18 protein-coding genes are annotated in these 21,996 nt (G+C 68.0%); 1 reads left to right on the forward strand and 17 read right to left on the reverse strand.

The genetic code is table 11. The features are described from left to right. Positions 1-97: 97 nt before the first annotated feature. The 3 genes from GNX71_RS25415 to GNX71_RS25425 all read right to left on the reverse strand — a co-directional run bounded on the left by GNX71_RS25415 (position 98) and on the right by GNX71_RS25425 (position 2,769). Entirely contained in the window at positions 98-580 is a 483-nt protein-coding gene (locus GNX71_RS25415; RefSeq protein WP_206174993.1) for a GreA/GreB family elongation factor, read from the reverse strand. Between the two features lie 156 nt (positions 581-736). Continuing rightward, a complete protein-coding gene (locus GNX71_RS25420; protein ID WP_206174994.1) occupies positions 737-1,408 on the reverse strand; it encodes a response regulator transcription factor in 672 nt (223 codons plus the stop codon). Then, a complete protein-coding gene (locus GNX71_RS25425; RefSeq protein ID WP_206174995.1) occupies positions 1,405-2,769 on the reverse strand; it encodes a cache domain-containing protein in 1,365 nt (454 codons plus the stop codon). The genes GNX71_RS25420 and GNX71_RS25425 overlap by 4 nt, the downstream gene beginning before the upstream one ends. 110 nt (positions 2,770-2,879) lie before the next feature. Here GNX71_RS25425 and GNX71_RS25430 point away from each other — a divergent pair, with 110 nt between their 5' ends. Continuing rightward, entirely contained in the window at positions 2,880-3,290 is a 411-nt protein-coding gene (locus tag GNX71_RS25430) for a hypothetical protein (protein ID WP_206174996.1), read from the forward strand. Here the strand turns inward: GNX71_RS25430 and GNX71_RS25435 are convergent. From GNX71_RS25435 to GNX71_RS25500, 14 genes are all read right to left on the reverse strand, one after another. Beyond that, complete coding sequence (locus tag GNX71_RS25435; RefSeq protein ID WP_346776858.1) at positions 3,244-4,527, reverse strand: MFS transporter; 1,284 nt, start codon at positions 4,525-4,527, stop codon at positions 3,244-3,246. The two genes, GNX71_RS25430 and GNX71_RS25435, sit on opposite strands and share 47 nt — an antisense overlap. 105 nt (positions 4,528-4,632) lie before the next feature. Next, entirely contained in the window at positions 4,633-5,571 is a 939-nt protein-coding gene (locus tag GNX71_RS25440) for a DedA family protein/thiosulfate sulfurtransferase GlpE (protein ID WP_206174997.1), read from the reverse strand. 120 nt (positions 5,572-5,691) lie between these two features. After that, on the reverse strand, positions 5,692-7,077 hold the full coding sequence (locus tag GNX71_RS25445) for a heavy metal sensor histidine kinase (RefSeq protein ID WP_206179673.1): 1,386 nt from the start codon (positions 7,075-7,077) through the stop codon (positions 5,692-5,694). Between the two features lie 5 nt (positions 7,078-7,082). Beyond that, positions 7,083-7,802: a heavy metal response regulator transcription factor gene (locus GNX71_RS25450; protein WP_206174998.1), complete on the reverse strand. Its 720-nt coding sequence runs from the start codon at positions 7,800-7,802 to the stop codon at positions 7,083-7,085. 29 nt (positions 7,803-7,831) lie between these two features. After that, positions 7,832-11,008, reverse strand: a complete 3,177-nt coding sequence (locus GNX71_RS25455; RefSeq protein WP_206174999.1) for an efflux RND transporter permease subunit — start codon at positions 11,006-11,008, stop codon at positions 7,832-7,834. Then, complete coding sequence (locus GNX71_RS25460; protein WP_206175000.1) at positions 11,005-12,225, reverse strand: efflux RND transporter periplasmic adaptor subunit; 1,221 nt, start codon at positions 12,223-12,225, stop codon at positions 11,005-11,007. Before GNX71_RS25460 ends, GNX71_RS25455 begins: the two co-directional genes overlap by 4 nt. A 4-nt stretch (positions 12,226-12,229) precedes the next feature. Beyond that, entirely contained in the window at positions 12,230-13,702 is a 1,473-nt protein-coding gene (locus tag GNX71_RS25465; RefSeq protein ID WP_206175001.1) for an efflux transporter outer membrane subunit, read from the reverse strand. Between the two features lie 199 nt (positions 13,703-13,901). Then, the gene (locus GNX71_RS25470) at positions 13,902-14,912 is read right to left on the reverse strand and encodes an aldo/keto reductase (protein WP_206175002.1); all 1,011 of its coding nucleotides are present in this window, start codon (positions 14,910-14,912) and stop codon (positions 13,902-13,904) included. Positions 14,913-15,000: 88 nt separating this feature from the next. Next, positions 15,001-16,548, reverse strand: a complete 1,548-nt coding sequence (locus tag GNX71_RS25475) for an alkaline phosphatase D family protein (RefSeq protein WP_206175003.1) — start codon at positions 16,546-16,548, stop codon at positions 15,001-15,003. Beyond that, positions 16,545-17,297 (reverse strand): glycerophosphodiester phosphodiesterase family protein, encoded by a 753-nt coding sequence (locus tag GNX71_RS25480; RefSeq protein WP_206175004.1) that lies wholly within the window; start codon positions 17,295-17,297, stop codon positions 16,545-16,547. The genes GNX71_RS25475 and GNX71_RS25480 overlap by 4 nt, the downstream gene beginning before the upstream one ends. 32 nt (positions 17,298-17,329) lie before the next feature. Then, positions 17,330-18,250, reverse strand: coding sequence for an ABC transporter permease subunit (locus tag GNX71_RS25485; RefSeq protein WP_206175005.1), 921 nt, complete (start codon positions 18,248-18,250; stop codon positions 17,330-17,332). Positions 18,251-18,274: 24 nt separating this feature from the next. After that, on the reverse strand, positions 18,275-19,180 hold the full coding sequence (locus GNX71_RS25490) for an ABC transporter permease subunit (RefSeq protein ID WP_206175006.1): 906 nt from the start codon (positions 19,178-19,180) through the stop codon (positions 18,275-18,277). 26 nt (positions 19,181-19,206) lie between these two features. Further along, complete coding sequence (locus tag GNX71_RS25495; protein WP_206175007.1) at positions 19,207-20,535, reverse strand: extracellular solute-binding protein; 1,329 nt, start codon at positions 20,533-20,535, stop codon at positions 19,207-19,209. Positions 20,536-20,566: 31 nt separating this feature from the next. Continuing rightward, complete coding sequence (locus GNX71_RS25500) at positions 20,567-21,919, reverse strand: sn-glycerol-1-phosphate dehydrogenase (RefSeq protein ID WP_206175008.1); 1,353 nt, start codon at positions 21,917-21,919, stop codon at positions 20,567-20,569. Positions 21,920-21,996 lie beyond the last annotated feature (77 nt).

Consider the following 21,996-nt stretch of genomic DNA (forward strand, 5'->3'; position numbering starts at 1 on the left):
TTTCAACGGACTGCTGACCTTGTCAGCCAGCCGGTACGTTCACGACGCCTGAACCGTCTGCTGACCTCGGCCAATTCGGCGTGAACTTGCTTGCGGCTTAAAGAACCCGCAGCACCTCAAACTGCTGTCGGATTGGAGCGACCTGTATCGACACCTCATCACCCTCGCATTTGCCCAGCATGGCCCTGCCCAAAGGGGCTTCGCTGCTGATGACCTGAACGAGCTGAGCGCCGCTGACCAACTTCATGCTGCCCCCGTTCGGGCCGAGAAAGATCTGTTGCTGCTTGTCGTCGGAATCGACCAGGCAGACCAGCGCGCCGAGTTGTATACCTTTGCTGGCGTCATAGGGACGCGGGCGAAATTGGCGCCAATTGGCCATCGCCTGGCGGATGGCTTCGGCGCGCCGAGCTTGGCCGATGGCCAGGTAGGCGGCTTCGAGTCCCAATGTGTCGTATTTGTTTTCGGCGATGTTCTCTTCGTGAGTCGCCGTTTCATGGGCCGCCCGCACTGCCTGTTCGGCTTGAAGCAGGTCTTCGGCGAGCCGTTCCAGCACCTGCTGTTGCAGCATGAATTTATCCATGACGAAAGGTAGGCATCTCGAGCAAGCGGCGGGTAGGTTTTGAATATGAAGGGCTCCAGAACCCTTCGACGCTTATGTTGGCTGCAGGTTAACTTCAGCCATGGGCCCATCCGCGCCTTTCGCCGCCTAGTGATCAGGGTCAAGGCATCCCCCCAATCACCCCTGCCCAAACTCCCGCGCATGCTCCACCGCGTACTTGATGAGCTCCGCCTGCCCTTCGATGCCCAACCGCCGCTTGATGCTCTGCCGGTGCGCCTCCACCGTGCGCACGCTCAGGCCCAGGTCGCGCGCAATCTGCTTGCTCGATTCGCCCCTGCCCAACGCGGTGAGGATCTCGCTCTCGCGTGGCGTGAGCAGCGGCCGCGGCGCCTGGTTGCGAAAGAGTTTCTTCGACACGGCCGGGCTCAGGAACGTGCCGCCCGCCGACACCGCCTCGATGGCAGCCACGATCTCGGCCGCGGGCGCGTCCTTCAGCACGTAGCCGCGCGCGCCCACCTGCATCGCCTTCTGCACGTACTCGGGGTTGTCGTACATGCTGAGCATCACGATGTGCGGCGCGGGATGCGGCGGTGGAGGATCGCGTTGCAGCACCAGCGCGGCGAGGTCGATGCCGTTCATGTCCTTCATGCCGACATCGACCAGCATGAGGTCGCACCGCAGCGTGTCGAGCAGCGCGAGCGCCTCGGCGCCGCTGCCGGCCTCGCCGACGATCTCCAGGTTGGGCATGGCGCCCAGGCGCGCGCGCAGGCCGTCGCGCACCAGCGGGTGGTCGTCCACGATGAAGAGGCGAATGGGCCTCTGCTGCGGCTGTGTGGGTGGTGCTGTCATTCCGGCCTCGCGCTATGGGCCGGCACCTCGGCCACGATGGAGGTGTGGCCGCGGCCCGAGCGCATGGCCAGGCTCCCGCCGATCGCCTCGATGCGCTCGCGCATGTTGCGCAGGCCGATGCCGTGGCGCGGGTCGAGCTGCATCGCCTCGACATCGAAGCCCACGCCGTCGTCGCTCACCTCCAGCCGCACGGCCTCGTCGTTGAAGCCCAGCGAGATGTGCACGCGGTGCGCCTCTGCGTGCTTGCGCACATTGGTGAGCGCCTCCTGCGTCACGCGAAAGAGCGCGGTCTTGGTCTCTTGCGAGAGCTCGAAGGGCTCGCCCTCGACCATGATGGATGCGTCGATGCTGCCCTCTTCGCCGAACTCATGGCCCAGCCGCTCCAGCGCGGCGGGCAGGCCCAGCGTGTCGAGCAGCGCGGGGCGCAGGCGGTGCGAGATGCGGCGCACCTCGGTGAGCGAATCGTTGAGCCGCTGCAGCGCCTTGCCGAGCGCGGGCGGCGCCGGCTGGTGGTCGCGGCCGAGCGCGTCGACGGCCGATTCGATCAACAGCTTGGCCGACACCAGCGTCTGGCTGGTGCCGTCGTGCAGCTCGCGCGCGAGGTGGCCGCGCTCTTCTTCCTGCGACTGCACCACGCGTCGTGCGAGCAGCCGCAGCTTGGCTTCGGCCACGCGGTGCTCGCTCAGGTTCAGGAACAAGCCGGCCGCGCTGACCACGCCCAGGCACAGCGCCGCGATGCCGGCAATCCACAGCAGCGTGGCGGTGACGTTGGCGTTCATCTGCTTGTCGAGCGTGTCCATGGTCGACTGGATGTCGTCCAGGTACAGGCCGGTGCCGACCATCCAGTTCCAGCGCGGCAGCACCGTGACGTAGCCGAGCTTGGGCGCCATCTGCGCGCTCGAGGGCTTGCGCCATTCGTATTCGACGTAGGCGCCGCCGTTCTCTTTCGCGCCCTTGATGAGCTCCTGGATGGTGAAGCGCCCCTTCGAATCGCGCATGTCCCAGAGGTTCTGGCCGACCAGCTCGGGCTGGCGCGAATGCATGAGCGAGTTGCCCTGCAGGTCGTACACGAAGAAGTAGCCGTCGTCGCCGTAGTCGAGTGCAGCCAGGCGGCGCAGGGCCTCGTTGCGGGTGTCCTCGTCGTCCAGGCCCGAGTCGTACAGCGGCCGCAGGTTGCTCACGGCCAGTTCGACGTAGCTGCGCAGTTCGCTGCGGCGCTGGGCCATGTAGCTGCGCTCGATGAGCGCGCGCTCGCGCTGCGCGAGGTCGTGCTCCTGGTGGCGCACCGCGAGGGCCACGAGCACCAGCGCGACGAGCAGCGGGGCGACGGCCAGCGCGACGATCTTGGTGCGGAGGTTCATGGGGAGGCAAGGCTACCACCCCCCGATTGGCCGTCTCCATGCGCCCTGGGGCAGGGCAGTTAGCATCGCGGCGTACCGCTCTGGGGTGCCACATGAAACGCCTAGGCTTGATGAAATCGCTCGTACTGCCAGCGTTCGCCCTGGTGGGGCTGGTCTGGCTCGTGGTGTCGGGCTTCTGGCCCGGCGCGGACCCGTACATGACCCGGCGCAGCGCAGGGCCCCAGCCTTATCCGTTGACTGCCGTGCTGATCGCCTGCGCGGTGGTGCTCATCGAAACCGCGCTCGTCGCAGCCGTGCTCCGGCCCAAGTCGTACCGCCACTCATGGGGCCGCGCACTCGTTGCGCTGGTCGCGGTCATGGCGTGGTGGTTCTACCTGGGCATGGGGATCATCCACCAGCCCGGGTACTACATCGTGCATCTGCAGTGGCTGGCGGTGATGATCTGCGGGCTGGTGTTGCTGCTGCTGGTGTCGCTCATCCGCCGACTGCAACAGCCGCGGGCCGGCGACGAAACTCGGTGAGATACAGCAGCAAGGCCAGCGACACGAAGCCGCCACCCAGCAGGCACAAACCGGTCCAGCCGTGGAAGGCATACACCGCCGCCGCAATGCCCGAAGCCACTGCCGCGCAGATGAAGATGAAGGTCATGAACAGCCCGTTGAGCCGGCCGCGCAGCTCGGGCGCGAGCATGAACAGGCTGCGGAAGTTGAGCACCTGGCACAGCTGAACCGCCCCATCGAGCAGGATGCCGGCCGCGACCAGTCCGGCCAATGAGTGGAAGTGCATCGACACGGCACCCAGCACGAACGACAACAGCGCAACAACGATGGCCGCACCCGTCGCAGGACGCGTCAACCCGCGGTCGGCCAGCCGCCCCGCCACCGGTGCCAGCAAGGCACCTGCCGCACCCGCCAGCGCGAACAGCCCGATGCCGCGCTGCCCCATTCCGAACTCGTGCACCAGCGCCAGCGGCACGGCCGTCCAGAAGGCCTGGAAAGCCGCGAACATCATCCCCTGGTACCAGCCGCGCCGACGCAGCAGCGGCGTGTTCCACACGATGCCCGGGAGCGAGGCCATGGTGCGCGCATAGCCGATCGAGGCATGCGGCCGGCGCTCGGGCAGCACGCGCCACAGCACGGCGATGAGCGAGGCCATGAGCACGGCCGAGATCCAGAACAGCGCGCGCCAACCGAGGCTCGCGGCCACCATGCTGGCGAAAGGGCGCGACAGCATGATCCCGCCCAGCAGGCCCGCCATGATGTTGCCGACCACCTTGCCGCGCGTGGCCTCGGGCGCGAGGTGCGAGGCGAAGGGCAGTAGCACCTGCGCCGCGACCGCGCAGGCGCCGACCATGAAGGACGCCGCAAGAAAGGTCACTGCCGAGTTCGAGAGCGCGATGCCCACGAGCCCGATGACCGCACCGAACAGCGCACCGATGATCAGTCGCCGGTTCTCGACCACGTCGGCCAGCGGCACCAGCAGCAACAGGCCGGCGCCGTAGCCGAGCTGGGTCAGCGTCATGATCAGACCCGCGAGCCCTGCATGAAGCTGCAGTGCGTCGGAAATCGGGCCGATCAGCGGCTGGGCGTAGTAGATGTTGGCCACGCACAGGCCGCAGGCCACGGCGAAGACGAAGGTCAGTGCGGGTGTCAGCGCGGGGGGCGGCACGGAGGTGGCGCCGCCATGGCTGGCACTGTGGGCCTTGTCGGCCCGGGCGATGTTCGCCGCGGTGGGGGTGGGAGCGTCGGGGAGTGGCACTGGAGGCCTCGGTAACTGAGGGAGCAGAAAGAGGGAGCGCCAAGGGTTAACCCGGCCCCGGGGCACCTTAGCACGCGAGTTCGATTCCTGCAGGCGCAGGCTCAATCAATGCAGGCTGGTCGGCCGGCCCGAGGCCACCCACGCGTCGAGCCCGCCGGTGAGCGGCAAGGCGCGCCGCGCCCCGCGCGCCAGCAGCACGCGCGCGGCCTGCGCGGCCGACACTTCGTTGGGGCAGTTGCAGTACAGCACCACGTCGCGGTTCGGGTCGATGGTGAGGTCGAGGTGACGGTGCTGCAGCGCCTTGAGCGTGTACGGCAGCGCCCCCGGAATGCGGCGCGGATCGACCTGCACGCCAGCCTTGCCGCGCACGTCGATGATCAATGGCGGCTCCTCGCCGCTCAGCAGTTCGTGCAGTTCCTCGACCGAGATGCGCGGCATGCCGGTGAGCCGCATGAAGGCGCGGCGGCGCCAGTAGCGCACCGCCAGGATCACCAGCAGCAGCACCGCGATCGCGGCGGTGGCGATGCCGCCGGCCTGGGCCAGCACGGCGAGCACTTCCTGGATCTGGTCGCGAAAGGCCCAGCCGAGGCCGAGGAAGAGGCCCGTCCAGACCAGCGCGGCGCCCACATCGAAGCCGATGAAACGCCGCACCGACATGCCTAGCGCACCCGCCATCGGCGGCGCGACCACCGAGACGCCCGGCACGAACTTCGCGGCCACGAGCGACAGGCCGCCCCAGTCGGTGATGAGCGATTCGCCGCGCCGCACGCACGAGTCGGGCGACAGCGAGATGCGGCACAAAAGGCGCATGAAGCGGTAGCCGAAACGGCGGCCCGCATAGAACCAGGCGCCGTCGCCCAGCAGGTTGGCAATGACCGCGGCCAACACCACGCCGACAACCGACACATCGCCCGCCGCGAGCAGCGCGCCCGTGACCACCAGCACCGCGGCCGCCGGCACCGGCAGCCCGAGGCGGGCTGCAAAGCTGGCGACGAACACCACCAGGATCGCGTTCTGCACCAGCAGCGACATCAGCTGTGCCATGCCAGCCTTTCGGTCGATGCGCCAAGCAGTTGCGGGGTGGGAGCGGAGTTCATGCGAACCCCGATTGTCCGGCATGCCCCAAGAACGTATCGGGCGCAGGCCATTCGAAATCGCCGTTTTTCAGCCGGTCCGCGAGACGCTGAAAGCGAAGGTGTTCACTCCGCCCTCGCTCGACGCACTCACCTGCCCGCCATGCATGCTCGCCACCGCCTTGACGATGGCCAGGCCCAGCCCGTGGCCATGGTGCTCGCCGCCGCCGTCGTTGCGGGCAGCGTCGACGCGGTAGAAGCGGTCGAACAGGTGCTGCAGGTGCGCCTCGTCGATGGCCGTGCCGGGGTTCGATACGGCGATCCACGTCGCGGCCGGGTCTTCGCGCAGCGTGACGGTGATCTGCGCCCCCGGCGGCGAGTGCTCGATGGCGTTCTGCAGCAGGTTCGACATCGCCCGGCGGAACAGCGCGCTCTCGAGCCGCGCCTCGGCCTGCACGTCGCCCGCGATGCCGACCTGCGTGCGGCTCTCGTCGAGCACGAATTCGAAGAAGTCGATGGTCTTGCGCACCTCCAGCGCCACGGGCGTGAGCACCAGCCCGGTGGCCACCTCGCCGCGGTCGGCGCGCGCCAGGAAGAGCATGTCGTTGACGATGGAGCGCAGCCGCTCCATGTCTTCGAGGTTGGCCTGCAGCACCTCCTCGAAATCGCCCGCGCTGCGCTGGCGCGAGAGCGCGACCTGGGTGCTGCCGATGAGGTTGGCCAGCGGCGTGCGCAGTTCGTGCGCCACGTCGGCATTGAAGGATTCGAGCTGCCGGTATGCTTCCTCGAGCCGGCTGAGCGCGCCGTTGAAGGCCTCGGCGAGCGCGGAGAGTTCGACCGGCAGCGCCGTCGTCCTCAAACGCTGCGACAGCGTCTTGGGCCGCAGCGCCTGCGCCTCGCCCGAGAGGCGCTCCAGCGGCCGGAGCCCGACCCGCGCGATCCAGTAGCCCGCCAGCACCACCACCAGCACGCCGCCGAGCCCGAGCACCAGCAGCGCGCTCAGAAAAGTCTTGCGGGTGCGCTCGTAGGGCTCCGAGTTGCGCCCGACGATGAGCCGCACCGCCGGCCGGCCCTCGAAGGGCGGGATGTGGACCGAGAGCGTGCGGAACGGCCGCTCCTGCCCCGGCAGCAGGATGTTGCTGCTGCGGCCGTTGGCCTCGCGGGTGAGGCCGTCGAGCTCGGCCAGGCCCTTGCCGTACTGGAAGCGCGGGTCGTCGCTCAGCACCCAGAAGCGCACGCTGCCGTCCTCGGGTGTCAGCGCATCCATGCGGGCCTGCACGCGCGACCAGCGGTCGGCGGTGCCGATGGCGCCGATCCAGTACTGCAGGCTCTTCAAGGTGGTGTCGAGCTCCTCGTACTGGTGGCGTTCCAGTTCGCGCACCAGCACGCCGTGCAGCGCGGCGCCGATCAGCGCGAAGGTGGCGAGCGCCGCCGCCGCGAACATCGCCACCAGCCGCACGGTGATGGAGCCCTTCACGAGTTTCACAGGGCGCCGCCCTCCCCCTGGACTTCGCTCGCGCCGCCTGCATCGGTGTCGCGCAGTTCCATCACGTAGCCCATGCCGCGGATGGTGTGCAGCACCTTGGGGCTGAAGGGCGCGTCGATCTTGTCGCGCAGCCGCTTGATGGCCACCTCGACGACGTTGGTGTTGCTGTCGAAGTTCATGTCCCACACCAGCTCGGCGATGGCGGTCTTCGAGAGGATCTCGCCCTGCCGCCGCGCGAGCACCGCGAGCAGCGCGAACTCCTTGGCCGTGAGGTCGATGCGCGTCGTGCCGCGGAAGGCCTTGCGCGCGAGCAGGTCGATCTGCAGGTTGGCGATGCGCAGCTGCACCGGCTCTTGCTTGCGACCGCGCCGGTTGAGCGCCTGCAGGCGCGCCAGCAATTCGAGGAACGAGAAGGGCTTGACGAGGTAGTCGTCCGCGCCCTCGTGCAGGCCCTTGATGCGGTCTTCGACACGGTCACGCGCGGTGAGCATGATGACCGGCGTCTGCTTGACGGCGCGCAATGCGCGCAGCACCGCGAAACCGTCCTGCCCGGGCAGCATGACGTCCAGCACGATCACGTCGTACTCGTGGGTGAGCGCGAGGTGCTGGCCGTCGATGCCGTTGTGCGCCATGTCGACTGTGCAGCCCTGCTCGGTCAGCCCCTTGGAGAGGTAGTCCGCGGTTCTCAGCTCGTCTTCGACAATCAGGATCTTCATGCTTTTGTCTCGCTCCATTCGGCGGGCACCTAACCGTGCGCTTCGGCCACCGGCGGGGTCTCCTGCCCGTTCCTTGCCGCCTTGCGGGCCTTGCGCGCTTCCTTGCGGCGCAGGTACCAGTAGTGGGCGCGGTCCAGGTACAGGTAGACCACCGGCGTGGTGAACAAGGTGAGCGCCTGCGAGAGTATCAGCCCGCCGACCATCGCGTAGCCCAGCGGCCGGCGCAGCTCCGAGCCGGAACCATGGCCCAGCATCAGCGGCAGGCCCGAGAGCAGCGCGCACATGGTGGTCATCATGATCGGGCGGAAGCGCAGCAGGCACGCCTGGTAGATCGCCTCCTGCGGCGCCATGCCCTGCTCGCGCTCGGCCTTGAGCGCGAAGTCGATCATCATGATCCCGTTCTTCTTCACGATGCCGATGAGCAGGATGATGCCGATCAGCGCGATCACGCTGAGGTCGTAGCCTCCCGCCATCAATATCAGCAGCGCGCCCACGCCAGCCGATGGCAGCGTCGAGAGAATCGTGAGCGGGTGGATGTAGCTTTCGTACAGGAGGCCCAGCACGATGTACACCGCCACCAGCGCCGCGGCAATCAGGTAGGGCTGCGAGGACAGCGAATCCTGGAAGGCCTGCGCCGTGCCCTGGAACGCGCCGCTCAGCGACTGCGGAATGCCCATCTCGGCCTGCGCCTTGTTGATGGCGTTGACCGCATCGCCCAGCGCATGGCCCGGTGCGAGGTTGAACGAGATCGTCACCGCCGGGAACTGGCCCTGGTGGCTGATCGAGAGGTACGCGGTCTTGCTGGTGTCCACCTTCACGAAGGTGGAGAGCGGCACCTGCTGTCCGGTGAGCGGCGAGGTGAGGTACAGCTTGCTGAAGAGCGCCGGGTCCTGCTGCAGCGCGGGCGTCACCTCCAGCACCACGTGGTAGCTGTTGAGCTGCGTGAAGTACTGCGCCACCTGGCGCTGGCCGATCGCGTCGTACAGCGTCGCATCGATGGTCGCGGGCGAAATGCCGAAGCTCGATGCGCGGTCGCGGTCGATGGTCAGCACCGCAGATGCGGCGGCGTTCTGCTGGTCGGAGGCGAGGTCGGTGATCTCCGGAATCTGCCGGAAGCGCGCGAGCAACTTCGGCGCCCAGGTGTTGAGCTCGTCCAGGTTCGAGTCGGTCACCGTGTACTGGTACTGCGTGCGCGACGACCGGCCGCCCACGCGGATGTCCTGCCCCGCCTGCAGGAACAGGTTCACGCCCTGCACCTTGGCCAGCTGCGGGCGCAGCCGCGTGATGATCTCGTCGGCGCTCGCGGTGCGGCCTTCGTCCTTGGGCTTGAGGTTGATGTAGAAGTTGCCGGTGTTGAAGGTCGACGAGCTGCCGTTCATGCCGAAGGCCGAGACGTCCGGGTCCTTGCGCACCACATCGGCCAGCTCCAGCATGCGCGCGTTCATCGAGGCGAAGGAAGCGTCCTGCGCCGATTCGGCAAAGCCCGAGATGAAGCCCGTGTCCTGCTGCGGGAAGAAGCCCTTGGGAATGACCATGAACAGGAAGCCCGTGGCCGCCACCGTGGCGATGAAGACCATCAGCGTGATGAACTGGTGGTCGAGCACCACGTGCAGGCCGCGCTTGTAGCCATTGAGCATCGCGTCGAAGCCGCGCTCGAACAGGAGGTAGAGCCGGCCGTGCTTGCGTGCATGCTCGTTCTTCAGGAAGCGCGAACACAGCATCGGCGTGAGCGTGAGCGAGATGACGACCGACACCACGATGGTGAGCGTGACCGTCACCGCGAACTCGCGGAACAGCCGCCCCACGATGCCGCCCATGAGCAGCAGCGGAATGAACACCGCGATCAGCGACACCGAGATCGAGATGATCGTGAAGCCGATCTCGCCCGCGCCCTTGTACGCCGCCTCCAGCGGCGACATGCCCTCTTCCACGTAGCGGTAGATGTTCTCCAGCATCACGATGGCATCGTCCACCACGAAGCCGACCGCGATGGTGAGCGCCATGAGCGAGAGGTTGTCCAGGCTGTAGCCCAGCAGGTACATCACCGCGACCGTACCGAGCAGCGCGAGCGGCACCGTCACGCTCGGGATCAGCGTGGCCGGCACGTTGCGCAGGAACACGAAGATCACCGCCACCACGAGCGCGATGGTCAGCAGCAGCGTGAACTCCACGTCGAGCACCGAGGCGCGGATGGTCTGCGTGCGGTCGACCAGCGCGTTGACTTCGACGGTCGGCGGAATCGACGCCTTCAGGCGCGGCATCGCGGCGTTGATGCGGTCCACCGTCTCGATCACGTTCGCGCCCGGCTGCTTGGTGATGGCCAGCACGATGGAGCGGCCATTCTGGATGGTGTTGCCTTCAGGCGCGGCGGCGCCCGCATAGGCCCAGCCGGCGATCTTGGCGTTCTCGGGGCCGTCGATGGCCACGCCCAGGTCGCGCACGCGGATCGGCGCGCCGTTGCGGTAGGCCAGGATCACGTCGTTCCACGGCTGTGCCTTGAGCAGCTGGTCGTTGGTATAGACGGTGAAGCTCTGGTTCGGCCCGTCGATCGTGCCCTTGGGCGCGTTCACCGTGGCCGACGCGAGCACCGTGCGCACGTCTTCCAGGCTCAGCCCGAGCGCGGCCAGCTTGGCCGGGTCGAGCTGCACGCGCACCGCGGGCTTCTGCGCGCCGCCGATGTTGACGAGACCCACGCCCGCGATCTGCGAGATCTGCTGCGCGAGGATGTTGTCGGCGTAGTCGTTCACCTCGGTGAGCGGCAGCGTCTTGGACTGCACCGAAAGAATCAGGATCGGCGAATCGGCCGGGTTCACCTTGCGAAAGCTCGGCGGACTCGGCAGGTTGGCGGGCAGCTGGCCGGTGGAGGCGGTGATGGCCGCCTGCACGTCGAGCGCGGCGGCGTCGATGTTGCGGTCCAGGTCGAACTGCAGCGTGATCTGCGTGGAGCCGAGGCCGCTGGTCGATGTCATCTGCGACAGGCCGGCGATCAGCGAGAACTGTCGCTCGAGCGGCTGCGCCACGTTGGAGGCCATCGTCTCCGGGCTCGCGCCCGGCAGGTTGGCCGACACCTGGATGGTCGGAAAGTCGACCTGCGGCAGCGGCGCCACCGGCAGCAGCGGGAACACCGCCGCACCGACCAGGAGAATGGCCAGCGCCAGCAGCGTGGTGCCGATGGGGCGCTTGATGAATCCGGCGGAAATGCTCAATTGCCGCTCCCGGTGCTGGTCGCGACTTGCGCCGCGTTGCCCGTCTTCGTGGCCTTGGCAACCGGCGGCGGCTCGACGATGGTGGCGCCGGCGCGCAGCTTGTACTGGCCATCGACCACCACGCGCTGGTCAGCCGCGAGGCCCTTGTCGATCACGGCCACGCCGTCGGCGATCTGCAGCACGTGCACGGGCACGTTGTTGACCTTGTTCTCAGCATCGACCACCCAGATGTAGGTGCTGTCCTGGCCGCGCTGCACGGCGGCGGCGGGCACGGTGAGCGAATCAGGCCGGCGGTCGAGGTCCAGCCGCACGTTGACGTACTGGCCGGGCCACAGCGTGTGCTGCGGGTTGGCGAAGCTGCCCTTGAGCTGCACCGTGCCGTTGGTGGTGTCGATCTGGTTGTTCAGCAGGATGAGCTTGCCGGCACCGAGCATCTGGTTGCCGGCGCGGTCATAGGCCACCACCGCCAGCGGCTGGTTGCTCTGCTGCTGCACGCGGTTGATGTCCTGCACCGCCTCCTCGGGCAGCGTGAACTGCACCGCGATGGGGTCGATCTGGTTGATGACGACCAGGCCGTTGGTGTCGGCCGCATGCACGATGTTGCCGGGGTCGACCAGCCGCGCACCGACGCGGCCATTCATCGGCGAAACAATGCGGGTGAAGCTCAGCTGCACCTCGGCGAACTGCACCTGCGCGGCGTCGGTCTGCACGGTGGCGGCGAGCTGGTTGACGAGGGCCTTCTGCGTGTCGACCTGCTGCTGCGTGGCGGCGTCCTGCGCGATCAGCGTGGTGTAGCGCTTCAGATCCGCGCGGGCGTTGACGAGCTGGGCTTCGTCCTTCGCCTTGGTGGCCTGCGCCTGCGCGAGCTGGGCCTGCAGCGTGCGCGGGTCGAGCTGCGCGAGCAGCTGGCCGGCCTTCACGTCCTGCCCTTCGGTGAAGCCGACCTTGTCGAGCTGCCCGTCGATGCGCGCCTTGACGGTGACCGTGGCCATCGAGGCGACGGTGCCGATGCCCGAGCGGTAGACCTGCACGTTCTGCGGCGTGACGCGCGCGGTGGTCACCTGCACGGGAGGTGTCTTGGGCGCCTCGGGCTTCGCGCCGAAGGCCTTGTTGTGGTTGAGCGCCCAGGCGCCGCCGCCCAGCACGATCACGAGCGTGGCGGCCGCGACCCAGGTCGAGCGGCGCTGAAGAGGAGCTTGGGTTGTGGTCGTCGTCATGGCATCAATTTCCGAAAGTCGTTTCAGCAGCGGTCCAGCCGCCGCCCGTGGCTGCGATCAACGAGACGCTGGCCGCGAGTTGGCGGCCGAGCACCTGCGCGGCGGTGCGCTGGTTCGTGAGCGAGAGTTGCTGCGCCGTCACCACGCTGAGGTATGTGGCGGTGCCGGCGCGGTACTGGCTCAGGGCCAGCCGCTCTGCGAGTTGGGAAGCCTGCACGGCCTGCGCCTGCAGGGCGGATTCGCGGTCGAGCACGCGCAGGGCCGCAAGGTTGTCCTCGACCTGCTGGAAGCCGCCGAGCACCGTCTGCTTGTATTGCGCGACCGAGGCGTCGTAGGTGGCCACGGCCTGGTCGGTGTGCGCCTTGCGCAGGCCACCGTCGAACACCGTCTGCGCGAGCGCGGCGCCGAGCGACCACACGCGGCTGGGCGTATTGAAGAGCGAGGCGAGGTTGCCGGCGCTGAAGCCGCCGCTCGCGCTCAGCACGATCTGCGGGTAGTAGGCCGCCTTGGCGACACCGATGTTGGCGTTGGCGGCCTGCACGCGGCGCTCGGCGCCAGCGATGTCGGGGCGGCGTTCGAGCAGTTCCGAAGGCAGGCCCGCGGGCGTGACCGGGAGCTGCACGCGCAGCGCGTCGGTGGACGAGAGCGACGCGGCCGTCGTCTGTGCGGAGGAGGGAAGCGGTGCCAACGTGAAGGACGCGGGCGCCTGCCCCGTCAGCACGGCGACGGCGTGTTCGAGCTGGCTGCGTTGCGCTTCGAGGTCGACGGCTTGCGCTTCGGCGGTCTTGAGTTGGCTTTCCGCGAGCGCCACGTCGGAGCGCAGTACCGTCCCGGCGGCGTACTGGTGCTGCGTGAGCTCGAGCGCCTTGGCGTAGGCCGTGGTGGTGCTCGCGTACAGGTCGCGCTGCAGGTCGATGACGCGGATCTGCAGGTAGTCCTGCGCGAGCGTGGTCTGGATGCTGAGGCGAGCGCCGGCCAGGTCATCGGCACTCGCCTGCACGTCGGCATTGCCGGCCTCGACGGAACGGCGCACGGCGCCCCACAGGTCGGGCTCCCAGCTCGCGGCGAGGCCGAGGGTGTCGGTGGTGGCGCGCTTGATGGTGCCGGTGCTGTTGGTCTGCGCACGGGTCGCACCGGCATCGAGGCCGATGGTCGGGAAGAAGCCCGCGTGCGCGGCGGCGGCGATGGCCTGTGCCTCGCGGTACTGGGCTTCGGCGATGCGGATGTTCTGGTTGGCGGCGTTGGCCTGCACGACCAGCGCGTTCAGCGTGGTGTCGCCGTAGGCCTCCCACCAGGGATGGCTCGCGTCGATGAGCTGCGGCGTGGCGGTCTTCCAGGGACCGGTTTCCTTGTAGGCGGCCGGAACGTCCATCTGTGGACGGACATAGTCGGGGCCGACGGCGCAGCCTGCGAGCAGCAGTGCGGCGAGAGCGACGGCTGTCGCTTTCGGTGATGGGGAATTGGCGAAGGGAACCATGGTGGGTTCACTCTAAGAACCCGGCTCCAACCCTTCGCTGTCGACTAACTGACAGTTCTGACAGTTTGGGTTTTGCTCCCTCCCCTCCCGGGGGAGGGCTGGGGTGGGGGCTCACGGCGTATCAAGCACCAGCGGCTGGTCAAAGGCCGCTCGCCCCCATCCCAACCTTCCCCCGGAAGGGGAAGGAGCAAGACAAGCATCAGCGCGGGGCGTCGCCCTTGCGGTACTCGGCGGTCAGCTCGTCCAGCTTCTGCTTGAGCGCCGGATCGAGCTTGTACTCGGCCGCCGCAATGGTCGCTTCGAGCTGCTCGGGCCGGCTCGCGCCGAGCAGCGGCGCGGTGATCAGCGGGTTCGCCATCACCCACGCCACCGCCAGCGTCGCGAGCGGCACGCCCGCCTCGTCGGCCAGCTTGTGCAGCTGCGTCACGGTGTTGAAGCTGCGCTCGTTCCAGTAGCGATCCTGGTACATGCCGCCCGCGGTGCCGAGGGTGAAGCGGGTGTTTTCCTCGGGCTTGGCGCCGGGCTTGTACTTGCCGGTGAGCAGGCCGCCGGCCAGCGGGTTGTAGGGAATCACACCCAGGCCCTCTTCGCTCGCAAGCGGCAGCAGCTCGCGCTCGATCTCGCGGAACAGGAGGCTGTAGCGCGGCTGTACCGACACGAAGCGCGTGAACCGGTGCAGGTCGGACTTGCCGAGCGCGCGGGCCAGCCGATAGGCCAGGAAGTTCGACACGCCGATGTAACGCGCGCGACCCGACTTCACGATGATGTCGAGCGCCTCGAGCGTCTCTTCAAGCGGCGTCTCGCGGTCGTCCATGTGCAATTGGTACAGATCGACGTGGTCGGTCTTCAGCCGCTTGAGCGAGAGGTCGATGGCATCGAGCAAATGCTTGCGCGATGCGCCTTGGTCCCAGGGGTTCGGGCCGACCTTGTTGACGGCCTTGGTGGCGACCACGAAGCGGCGGCGGCCCGCGGGGCCCTGCTTCTCGAGCCAGTTGCCGATGATTTCTTCGGTGCGACCGGTGGTCTCGACAGTGCCGCCCAGCGGGTACACGTCGGCGGTGTCGAGGAAGTTGATTCCCCCTTCGGCCGCCTTGTCCAGGATCTGGTGCGACACGGCCTCGTCGGTCTGCAGGCCGAAGGTCATGGTGCCGAGGGCAAGGCGGGACACGGTGAGGCCGGTGCGGCCGAGGCGGGTGGTGGGAATGCTCATGGGGGCGCGCTCCGAGGGAAATGAGGAGGGTTGGAAGGGCGGCGGCCATCATAGGCACGGCCACGCAATCCTGCAGGCGCCGGAGATTTCAGGTGGTTTCGAAATGCACGCCGGGCGCGCCGCGGGCCACCGAGAAGCGGGCCATGGGGCTCACGGGCGAGTCGGCATTCTTCTCATCGTCCACCGCGCGGAACTCGACCGCGCAGCCGCGCGCATCGAGCGTCATGAGCGCGTAGCCGCGCTTGTCGGCGCGGCCGTAGCGCAGGTGCTCGTTCTTCGCGAGCATGTTGGCCACGCTCGCGGCGCTCGGCCCTTCGGAGGTGATGGCGCCGCCGACGAACTCGGTCGCGATGGCGGCGCCTTGCGGCTCGCGGCGCAGGTCGGCGGCCCAGAAGGCATGGACGTCGCCGCTGACGACGAGCGCATCGCCGCCGCGCGCCTTGTTCGCGGCCAGCGCGTCGAGGAGGCGCGTGCGGGATGCGGCATAGCCGTCCCAGCCGTCCATCCAGTACCCCTGCTCGGGGCCGCGCTTGCGGTCGGCCTCGGCGAGCAATGTGGGCTGGGCGATGACGGTCCAGCGTGCGGGCGGCGCGGCGAGTTCGTTCGCGAGCCAGGCCTCCTGCTTCGCGCCGAGGAAGCTGCGCCCGGGTGCAAGCCGGTCGGCGCAATCGGCCAACGGCGAGGCGCTGCGGCCCGCGAGGCAGGCATGGTGCGAACGGTACTGGCGCCCGTCCAGCAGCAGCACGTCGAGCATGCGGCCGAAGCGGTGGTGACCGTAGATGGTGGCATCGGCGCCGCGCGGCCGCATGCTCGCGGGCACGGGCATGTGTTCGTACCACGCTTGATACGCGGCAGCGCGGATCGCCAGGAACTGCGCGGGGTCGATGGTGCGCGGCGAGATGTCGTCGGTGTAGTCGTTCGCCACCTCGTGGTCGTCCCACGTCACGAGCCAGGGGAAGGCGGCGTGCGCGGCCTGCAGGTGCGCATCGGTCTTGTAGAGCGCGTAGCGGTCGCGGAACTCGCCCAGCTGCGTCGGGATGCCGCCTTCGTGGCGGCGCACATGGCGCGAGCCCCAGGAGCTTTCGTAGATGTAGTCGCCCAGGTGCACGACGAAATCGAGCGGCTGCGCGGCCATGTCCCGGTAGGCGGCGTAGTAGCCCTGTTCGTACTGCTGGCACGACGCGAACGCGAAGCGCAGCGGCTGCGAGGCGTCGTCGCCCTCGGCCGGCGCGGTGCGCGTGCGGCCAACGGGGCTGCGCGCGCCGCTTGCGGTGAAGCGGTACCAATACGGGTGCCCCGGCTGCAGGCCTTGCACTTCGACATGCACCGAATGCGCGAGCTCGGCGACAGCCGTCGCCGTACCCTTGGCCACGACGTGACGGAAGCGCTCGTCCTCCGCGACCTCCCAGCGCACATCGACCGACGCATCGCCCATGCCGCCGCCTTGCAGCGGCTCGGGCGCAAGGCGCGTCCAGAGCACCATGCCGTCGGGCCTGGGCGTGCCCGAGGCCACGCCCAATGTGAAGAGTTCGCGCGATGCCTGCTGTGCGTGCAGTTGAAGAAAGGGATGGCCCAGCGATGCAGCGGCGAGCCCGCCGCACAGCAGGCGTCGTCGCGCAATGGGCCGTGCACTCATCGGCGTGCGGCCAGCGCCAGGTCGGGCCGGTCGGTGGTGATCTGCCGTATCGGCATCGCGAGCCAGTCCGCGATCTCGTCGGGCTCGTTGATGACCCATGCGCCCAGCCGCTCGGTGCCGAGCGCGGCGAGGCATTGCGACCACGTCGCCGCAAGCAGCCTCTTCTCGACCGCTACCACGCACCCCGGCATCGCCGCATAGCGGGCGAGCGCACGGCCGATGCCGCCGAGCATCTCGGCCGAGCGGTGGTCGAGCGAGGCGAGCACGCGACCGCTCGGCCAGCAGGCGAGCACCTGCTCCAGCACCTCGGGCACGAAGCAGGTGAGGTAGCTGCGCTTCGCCACGCCCGCGTCGTGCAGCGCCTGCACCATGCGCGCCACCGCGCCCGCGGGCAGTTCGCCGGCCGCGTCGGTCTTGATCTCCACATGCAACTCCATGCGCGTGGGCGCGAAGAGGCGCAGCACCTCGGTGAGCGATGGCACGCATTCGCCTCGCTCACCACCCTGCTCGCCCTGCCCTTCGCGCAGCCGCGTCGCCAGCACCTCGGCGCCCGTGCGGTCGCGCACGGGCCCGGTGCCCTCGGTGGTGCGGTCCAGCAGCGGATCGTGGATGACCACGGCCGTGCCGTCGCGCGTTTCCTGCACGTCGAACTCGACCGCATCGGCGCCCGATGCGATGAGCTTGCGAAAACCGCTCAGGCTGTTCTCGGGCCAGAGGTTGCGTGCGCCGCGGTGCCCCACGATGATCATTTTCTGCAGTGTCCTTGTTGGTTGCGTTCGCTTCACTTGCTGCTGTCCACCAGCCCTTTGACGAACGACCGCTGCAACGCTACCACCACGAGGATGGGCGGCAGCATGGTGAGCAGCGCGGCGCTCATCGCCACGTTCCAGGCCGGTTGCGAATCGGAGCGCGGGATCAGGTGCTTGAGGCCGATCACCGCCGTGGCCATGTCCTTGTCGGTGGTGAAGAGCAGCGGCCAGAGGTACTGGTTCCAGCCGTAGAGAAACAAAATGATCGCGAGCGCCGCGATGTTCGAGCGCGACAGCGGCAGCAGGATCGTCCAGAAGAAATGCATCGGCGATGCGCCGTCGATGCGCGCTGCTTCGCACAGCTCGTCGGGCACCGTGAGGAAGAACTGGCGAAACAGGAAGGTGGCTGAGGCCGAGGCGATGAGCGGAAGGATCAGGCCCGGGTACGTATCGACCATGTTCCACGACAGCTGGATGTCGATGCTGTGCCCGGTGACCGCGTTCCACACCTGCGACAGGTGCAGCGTCTCGACCAGCCATTGCACCGGCAGCGCCGCATTGGCCACCGATTCGTAGGTCGGCGAAATGCGCACCTCGATCGGCAGCATCAGCGACACGAAGATCAGCCAGAAGGCCGTCATGCGAAAGCGGAAGCGGAAGTACGTGATCGCGAAGGCCGACAGCAGCGACACCGCGATCTTGCCGACCGTGATGCCGAGCGCCACGATGAAAGAGTTGAGGAACAGCCGGCCGAAGTTGGCCTGCGTCCACGCGGTGCGCAGGTTCTGCACGAACTGGTCGCCGGGAAGCCACGGCAGTGGCACCTGCTGCACCTCGCCGATGGTGAGCGAACCCGCGACGAAGGCGAGGTACAACGGCACGCACACGCAGGCCACGCCCACGAGCAGGATCGCATGGCAGACGGCATCGAGCACGGGGGCGCGTTCAACCATGGGCTTGTTCCTTGGGCATGAACGTCATACGTCGTAGCTCACGCGCCGCTCGACGTAGCGGAACTGCAGCAGCGTCATGAAGAGCGCGAAGATCATCAGGATGACCGACTGCGCGGCCGAGGAGCCGAGGTCCAGGTTGATGAAGCCGTCGACGTAGACCTTGAACACCAGCACGTTGGTGGCGCCCGCGGGCCCGCCCTGCGTGACCGCATCGACGATGGCGAAGATCTCGAAGAAGCCGTAGACAAAGTTCATCACCGCAAGGAAGAACATCGTGGGCATGAGCAGCGGCAGCCCGATGCTGAAGAAGCGCTTGAGCGGCCCGGCGCCATCCACGGCCGCCGCTTCGAGCAGCGACGAAGGCACCGCCAAGAGGCCCGCGAGCAGGAAGATGTAGTCGTAGCAGACGTGCTTCCATGAGGCGGCGAGGATCACCAGGATCATCGCGTCCGAGCCCACGCGGTTCGGGTCCCACGCAAAGCCGATCGCATGCAGCACATGTGCGAGCGGCCCGACCGCCGGGTTGAAGAGAAAGGCCCAGAGAATGCCCGCGATGACCGGCGCAATCGCATAGGGCAGCAGGATGATCGCCTTGTAGATGCCGCGCCCGCGGATCACGCGGTCGCTCGCGAAGGCCAGCACCAGCGCCACCGCGATGGTGAGCAGGTTCTGCAAGATGGTGAACACCACCGTGGCCTTCACCGACTCGTGGTACGTGTCACTCTGCAGCAGCTGCGCGAAGTTGTCGAGGCCGACGAAGTGCACCGTGTTGCCGAACGGGTCGGACAGGAAGAAGGCCTGCCCGAGCGCGCGGAACGACGGAATGAAAAAGAAGAACAGCAGGATCGCCAGCTGCGGCAGGAGCAGCAGCACGGGCAGGCGCACGTCCTTGAAGTGCGCGCGCTTGAGTCCGGCTTCGGGCTTGGCCATGCTCGTTCCTCAGGCTGAGGGCGCTTTCAGTAGCGGCCCTTGTTGAGCTTCTCGTACTGGCGCAGGATTTCGTTGCCGCGCTTGACGGCATCGTCCATCGCGACCTGCGGCGTCTTCTTGCCGGCGACCACGTTCTCGAACTCGTCGCGTTGCGCCATCATGGTCTGGGTGAAGTTGCCGAAGTGAAAGCCGGTGGAGTTGGCCGTGGGCGTGCCGCGCGTGAGCTGCAAGATTGCGATCTCGCGCGTCGGGTGCTCCTTGTAGTAGCCCTGCGACTTGGCCATTTCATAGGCCTTGTTGGTCAGCGGCACGTAGCCGGTGGCCTTGAGCCACCAGACCTGCGTCTCGGGCTTGGCGAGGTAGTCGAGAAAGGCCGCGGCGGCTTCGTACTCGGCCGGCTTCTGGCCCTTCATGACCCACAGCGACGCGCCGCCGATGGTGCTGTTCTTCGGTTGCTTGCCCTCTTCCCACGGGAGGTACGTAGCGCTCCAGTCGATCTTGGCCTCGCGCTCGATGCCGCTGTGCGCGGCGGTCGAAGCGAAGAAGGTGGAGCACTTGCCCGAGGTGAAGAGCTGCTCGGGGCTCAGGCCCTGGCCGGCGATCTGCATCACGCCGTCGTCGATCCATTTCTTGATGCGCCCAACCTGCGAGACCACCGAGGTCTTGTTGTAGACGAACTCGGTGTCCAGCCCTTGGTAACCATTGGCCTTGGTGGCGTACGGCAGGTCGTTGATGGCGCTGTAGTTCTCCAGCAGGCTCCAGTGGTAGTCGCCCGCGAGCACCGAGCCGCAGGCGGAGATGCCCTTCTGCTTGATGGCGTAGAGCTGCTTCTCCAGCGCCTGCCAGGTCTCGGCGGGCTTGGCGAAACCGGCCTTCTCGAAGTGTGCCTTGTTGTACCAGAGGATGGGCGACGACGAATTGAAGGGCATCGTCATGAGCTTGCCCTTGTAGCTGTAGAAGCCGGCCACGGGCTTGACGAAATCGGCCCACTCGACCTTGTAGCCGCGCTGGTCGAGCAGGTCCTGCACCGGCATCGTCGCGTCGGACAACAGCATGGTCATGAAGCCGCGCTCGTAGATCTGCACGAGTGCCGGGGCGCGCTTGGCGCGGTAGGCGGCGATGGTCCCGTTGATGACCTCGTCGTAGTTGCCCTTGTTGACGGCGACCACCACGTACTTCTGCTGCGAGGCGTTGAAGTTTTTCACGAGCTCATCGACGCGCTCGCCGAGCGCGCCGCCCATGGCGTGCCACCACTGGATCTGCACGGGCTGGGCGGCCGCGGGCATGGCGCTCGCAAGCCATAGCGCGGATGAGATGGCCAGCGTGGCCAGGGTGCTGCGTCGGTCGAGATTCATCGCTGTCTCCTGTGGATCGTGGGGTGCAGGTTCAGGCGGACCAGAAGCCGCCGGGGCTGAAGAGATCGGTGATCGCGGCATCGAGCCAGCCGAGTTCGTCGAGCAGGTCGAGCACGGTGTAGCGGCGCCGGATGAGGCGCGCGCGGCGGTAGTCGGCGGCCAGGCGCGCGGCGGCGATGCCGAGGTCGTCCGGGTGCGCGGCGCCGCCGAGGGTGCGCAGGCGTTGCTGCATGTCGCTGGCGCCGATGAGTTGGGTGGCGAGCTCGCGGCGCAGGTCGGGCCAGAGGGTGGCGAGGTGCTCGATGCGGGCGCGGCGGCCGCCCGCGGCGCGCTTGGCGTGCATCTCCTCGCGTGCGGCGGAGCGGAATTCATCGCGATCGAAAGCTGCATCGATCTCGCGCAGGAGTGCGGCGTCATCGAAGCCATCCTGCGCGTGCGCCGCGGCCGATGCGAAGGCGGTGCCGGGCTGCGCCAGCAGCCATTCGTACATCGCGAGCATCGCGACGCAGCCAACGCCCACGCAGGCGCCATGCGCGGCGGGTTCGCCATCGATCTGCAGGTTCTCCATTTCCCACAAGTGGGAGAACTGGTGGTCGCTGCCGCTGGCCGGGCGCGAGTTGCCGTGGGCCTGCATCGCGAAGCCGCTGACCAGGAGGCCCGCCATGAGGTCGCCCGTGGCCTCGGGGTCGCGCGCGGCGATGCGGCCGGGCGCGCCGAGCCAGTCGCGCAGGTGCGCCTGCACCATGTCGTAGGGGCGGCGGCTCAGCGCTTCGACGCCCAGCGCATCGGCCAGCAGCCAGTCGGCACCGGCCACTGTCTTGCCCGCGAGATCGCCGTAGCCCCACGCCGTCATGCGCGCGGGCGCGGCGCCGAGCACGCCGAGATCGGCGAGCACCGCGACGGGTGGCGGGCAGGCGAGCGTTCGCTTGAAGCCGTCTTCGTCGAGCAGCGCCGCGCCGGAAGCCGCGTAGCCGTCCATCGAGGCCGCGGTCGCGAGGCAGACGTAAGGCTTGCCTGCGATCGACGCGGCGTGCTTGACCAGGTCGTTGATAACGCCCGAGCCCACCGCCACCGGCGTGAGGTCGTGCGCGGCGAGCTTGCGCGCGATGGTGGTCGAGGCCGACACGCGCGGCTTCAGGCGCGGGCGCGCGGGCAGCATGAGCGGCGGCGCGAGCGCGATGCCGCGCGCTTCAAGCAGCGCCTGCGCGGCCTCGCCCGCCACGTCCCAGGTGGTCTCGTCGGTCACGAGCATCCAGCGCGCGCCGGAGGCGGCGCGCTGCAACACGTCGGGCATCGCGCGCACCGCGGCGCGCTCGACGACGACTTCTTTCGTGACCGCGGCATCGCGCAATGCGGCCCGCAGCGGGGATATCTTTTCGCTCATGTCTCCGGGGGCTCCTGCGCCGGATTCGTCGGCGATGAACAAGTGTATATTCTGAAATGCATTTGTTTCAAGCAGGT

This window comes from Variovorax sp. RKNM96, assembly GCF_017161115.1.
Lineage (GTDB): Bacteria > Pseudomonadota > Gammaproteobacteria > Burkholderiales > Burkholderiaceae_C > Variovorax.

Bases quoted from the DNA above. Each gene is read 5' to 3' on its own strand.
- GNX71_RS25415 (WP_206174993.1), bottom strand. From the start codon at position 580: ATGGATAAATTCATGCTGCAACAGCAGGTGCTGGAACGGCTCGCCGAA.
- GNX71_RS25420 (WP_206174994.1), bottom strand. From the start codon at position 1,408: ATGACAGCACCACCCACACAGCCGCAGCAGAGGCCCATTCGCCTCTTC.
- GNX71_RS25425 (WP_206174995.1), bottom strand. From the start codon at position 2,769: ATGAACCTCCGCACCAAGATCGTCGCGCTGGCCGTCGCCCCGCTGCTC.
- GNX71_RS25430 (WP_206174996.1), top strand. From the start codon at position 2,880: ATGAAATCGCTCGTACTGCCAGCGTTCGCCCTGGTGGGGCTGGTCTGG.
- GNX71_RS25440 (WP_206174997.1), bottom strand. From the start codon at position 5,571: ATGGCACAGCTGATGTCGCTGCTGGTGCAGAACGCGATCCTGGTGGTG.
- GNX71_RS25450 (WP_206174998.1), bottom strand. From the start codon at position 7,802: ATGAAGATCCTGATTGTCGAAGACGAGCTGAGAACCGCGGACTACCTC.
- GNX71_RS25460 (WP_206175000.1), bottom strand. From the start codon at position 12,225: ATGACGACGACCACAACCCAAGCTCCTCTTCAGCGCCGCTCGACCTGG.
- GNX71_RS25465 (WP_206175001.1), bottom strand. From the start codon at position 13,702: ATGGTTCCCTTCGCCAATTCCCCATCACCGAAAGCGACAGCCGTCGCT.
- GNX71_RS25470 (WP_206175002.1), bottom strand. From the start codon at position 14,912: ATGAGCATTCCCACCACCCGCCTCGGCCGCACCGGCCTCACCGTGTCC.
- GNX71_RS25475 (WP_206175003.1), bottom strand. From the start codon at position 16,548: ATGAGTGCACGGCCCATTGCGCGACGACGCCTGCTGTGCGGCGGGCTC.
- GNX71_RS25480 (WP_206175004.1), bottom strand. From the start codon at position 17,297: ATGATCATCGTGGGGCACCGCGGCGCACGCAACCTCTGGCCCGAGAAC.
- GNX71_RS25485 (WP_206175005.1), bottom strand. From the start codon at position 18,250: ATGGTTGAACGCGCCCCCGTGCTCGATGCCGTCTGCCATGCGATCCTG.
- GNX71_RS25490 (WP_206175006.1), bottom strand. From the start codon at position 19,180: ATGGCCAAGCCCGAAGCCGGACTCAAGCGCGCGCACTTCAAGGACGTG.
- GNX71_RS25495 (WP_206175007.1), bottom strand. From the start codon at position 20,535: ATGAATCTCGACCGACGCAGCACCCTGGCCACGCTGGCCATCTCATCC.
- GNX71_RS25500 (WP_206175008.1), bottom strand. From the start codon at position 21,919: ATGAGCGAAAAGATATCCCCGCTGCGGGCCGCATTGCGCGATGCCGCG.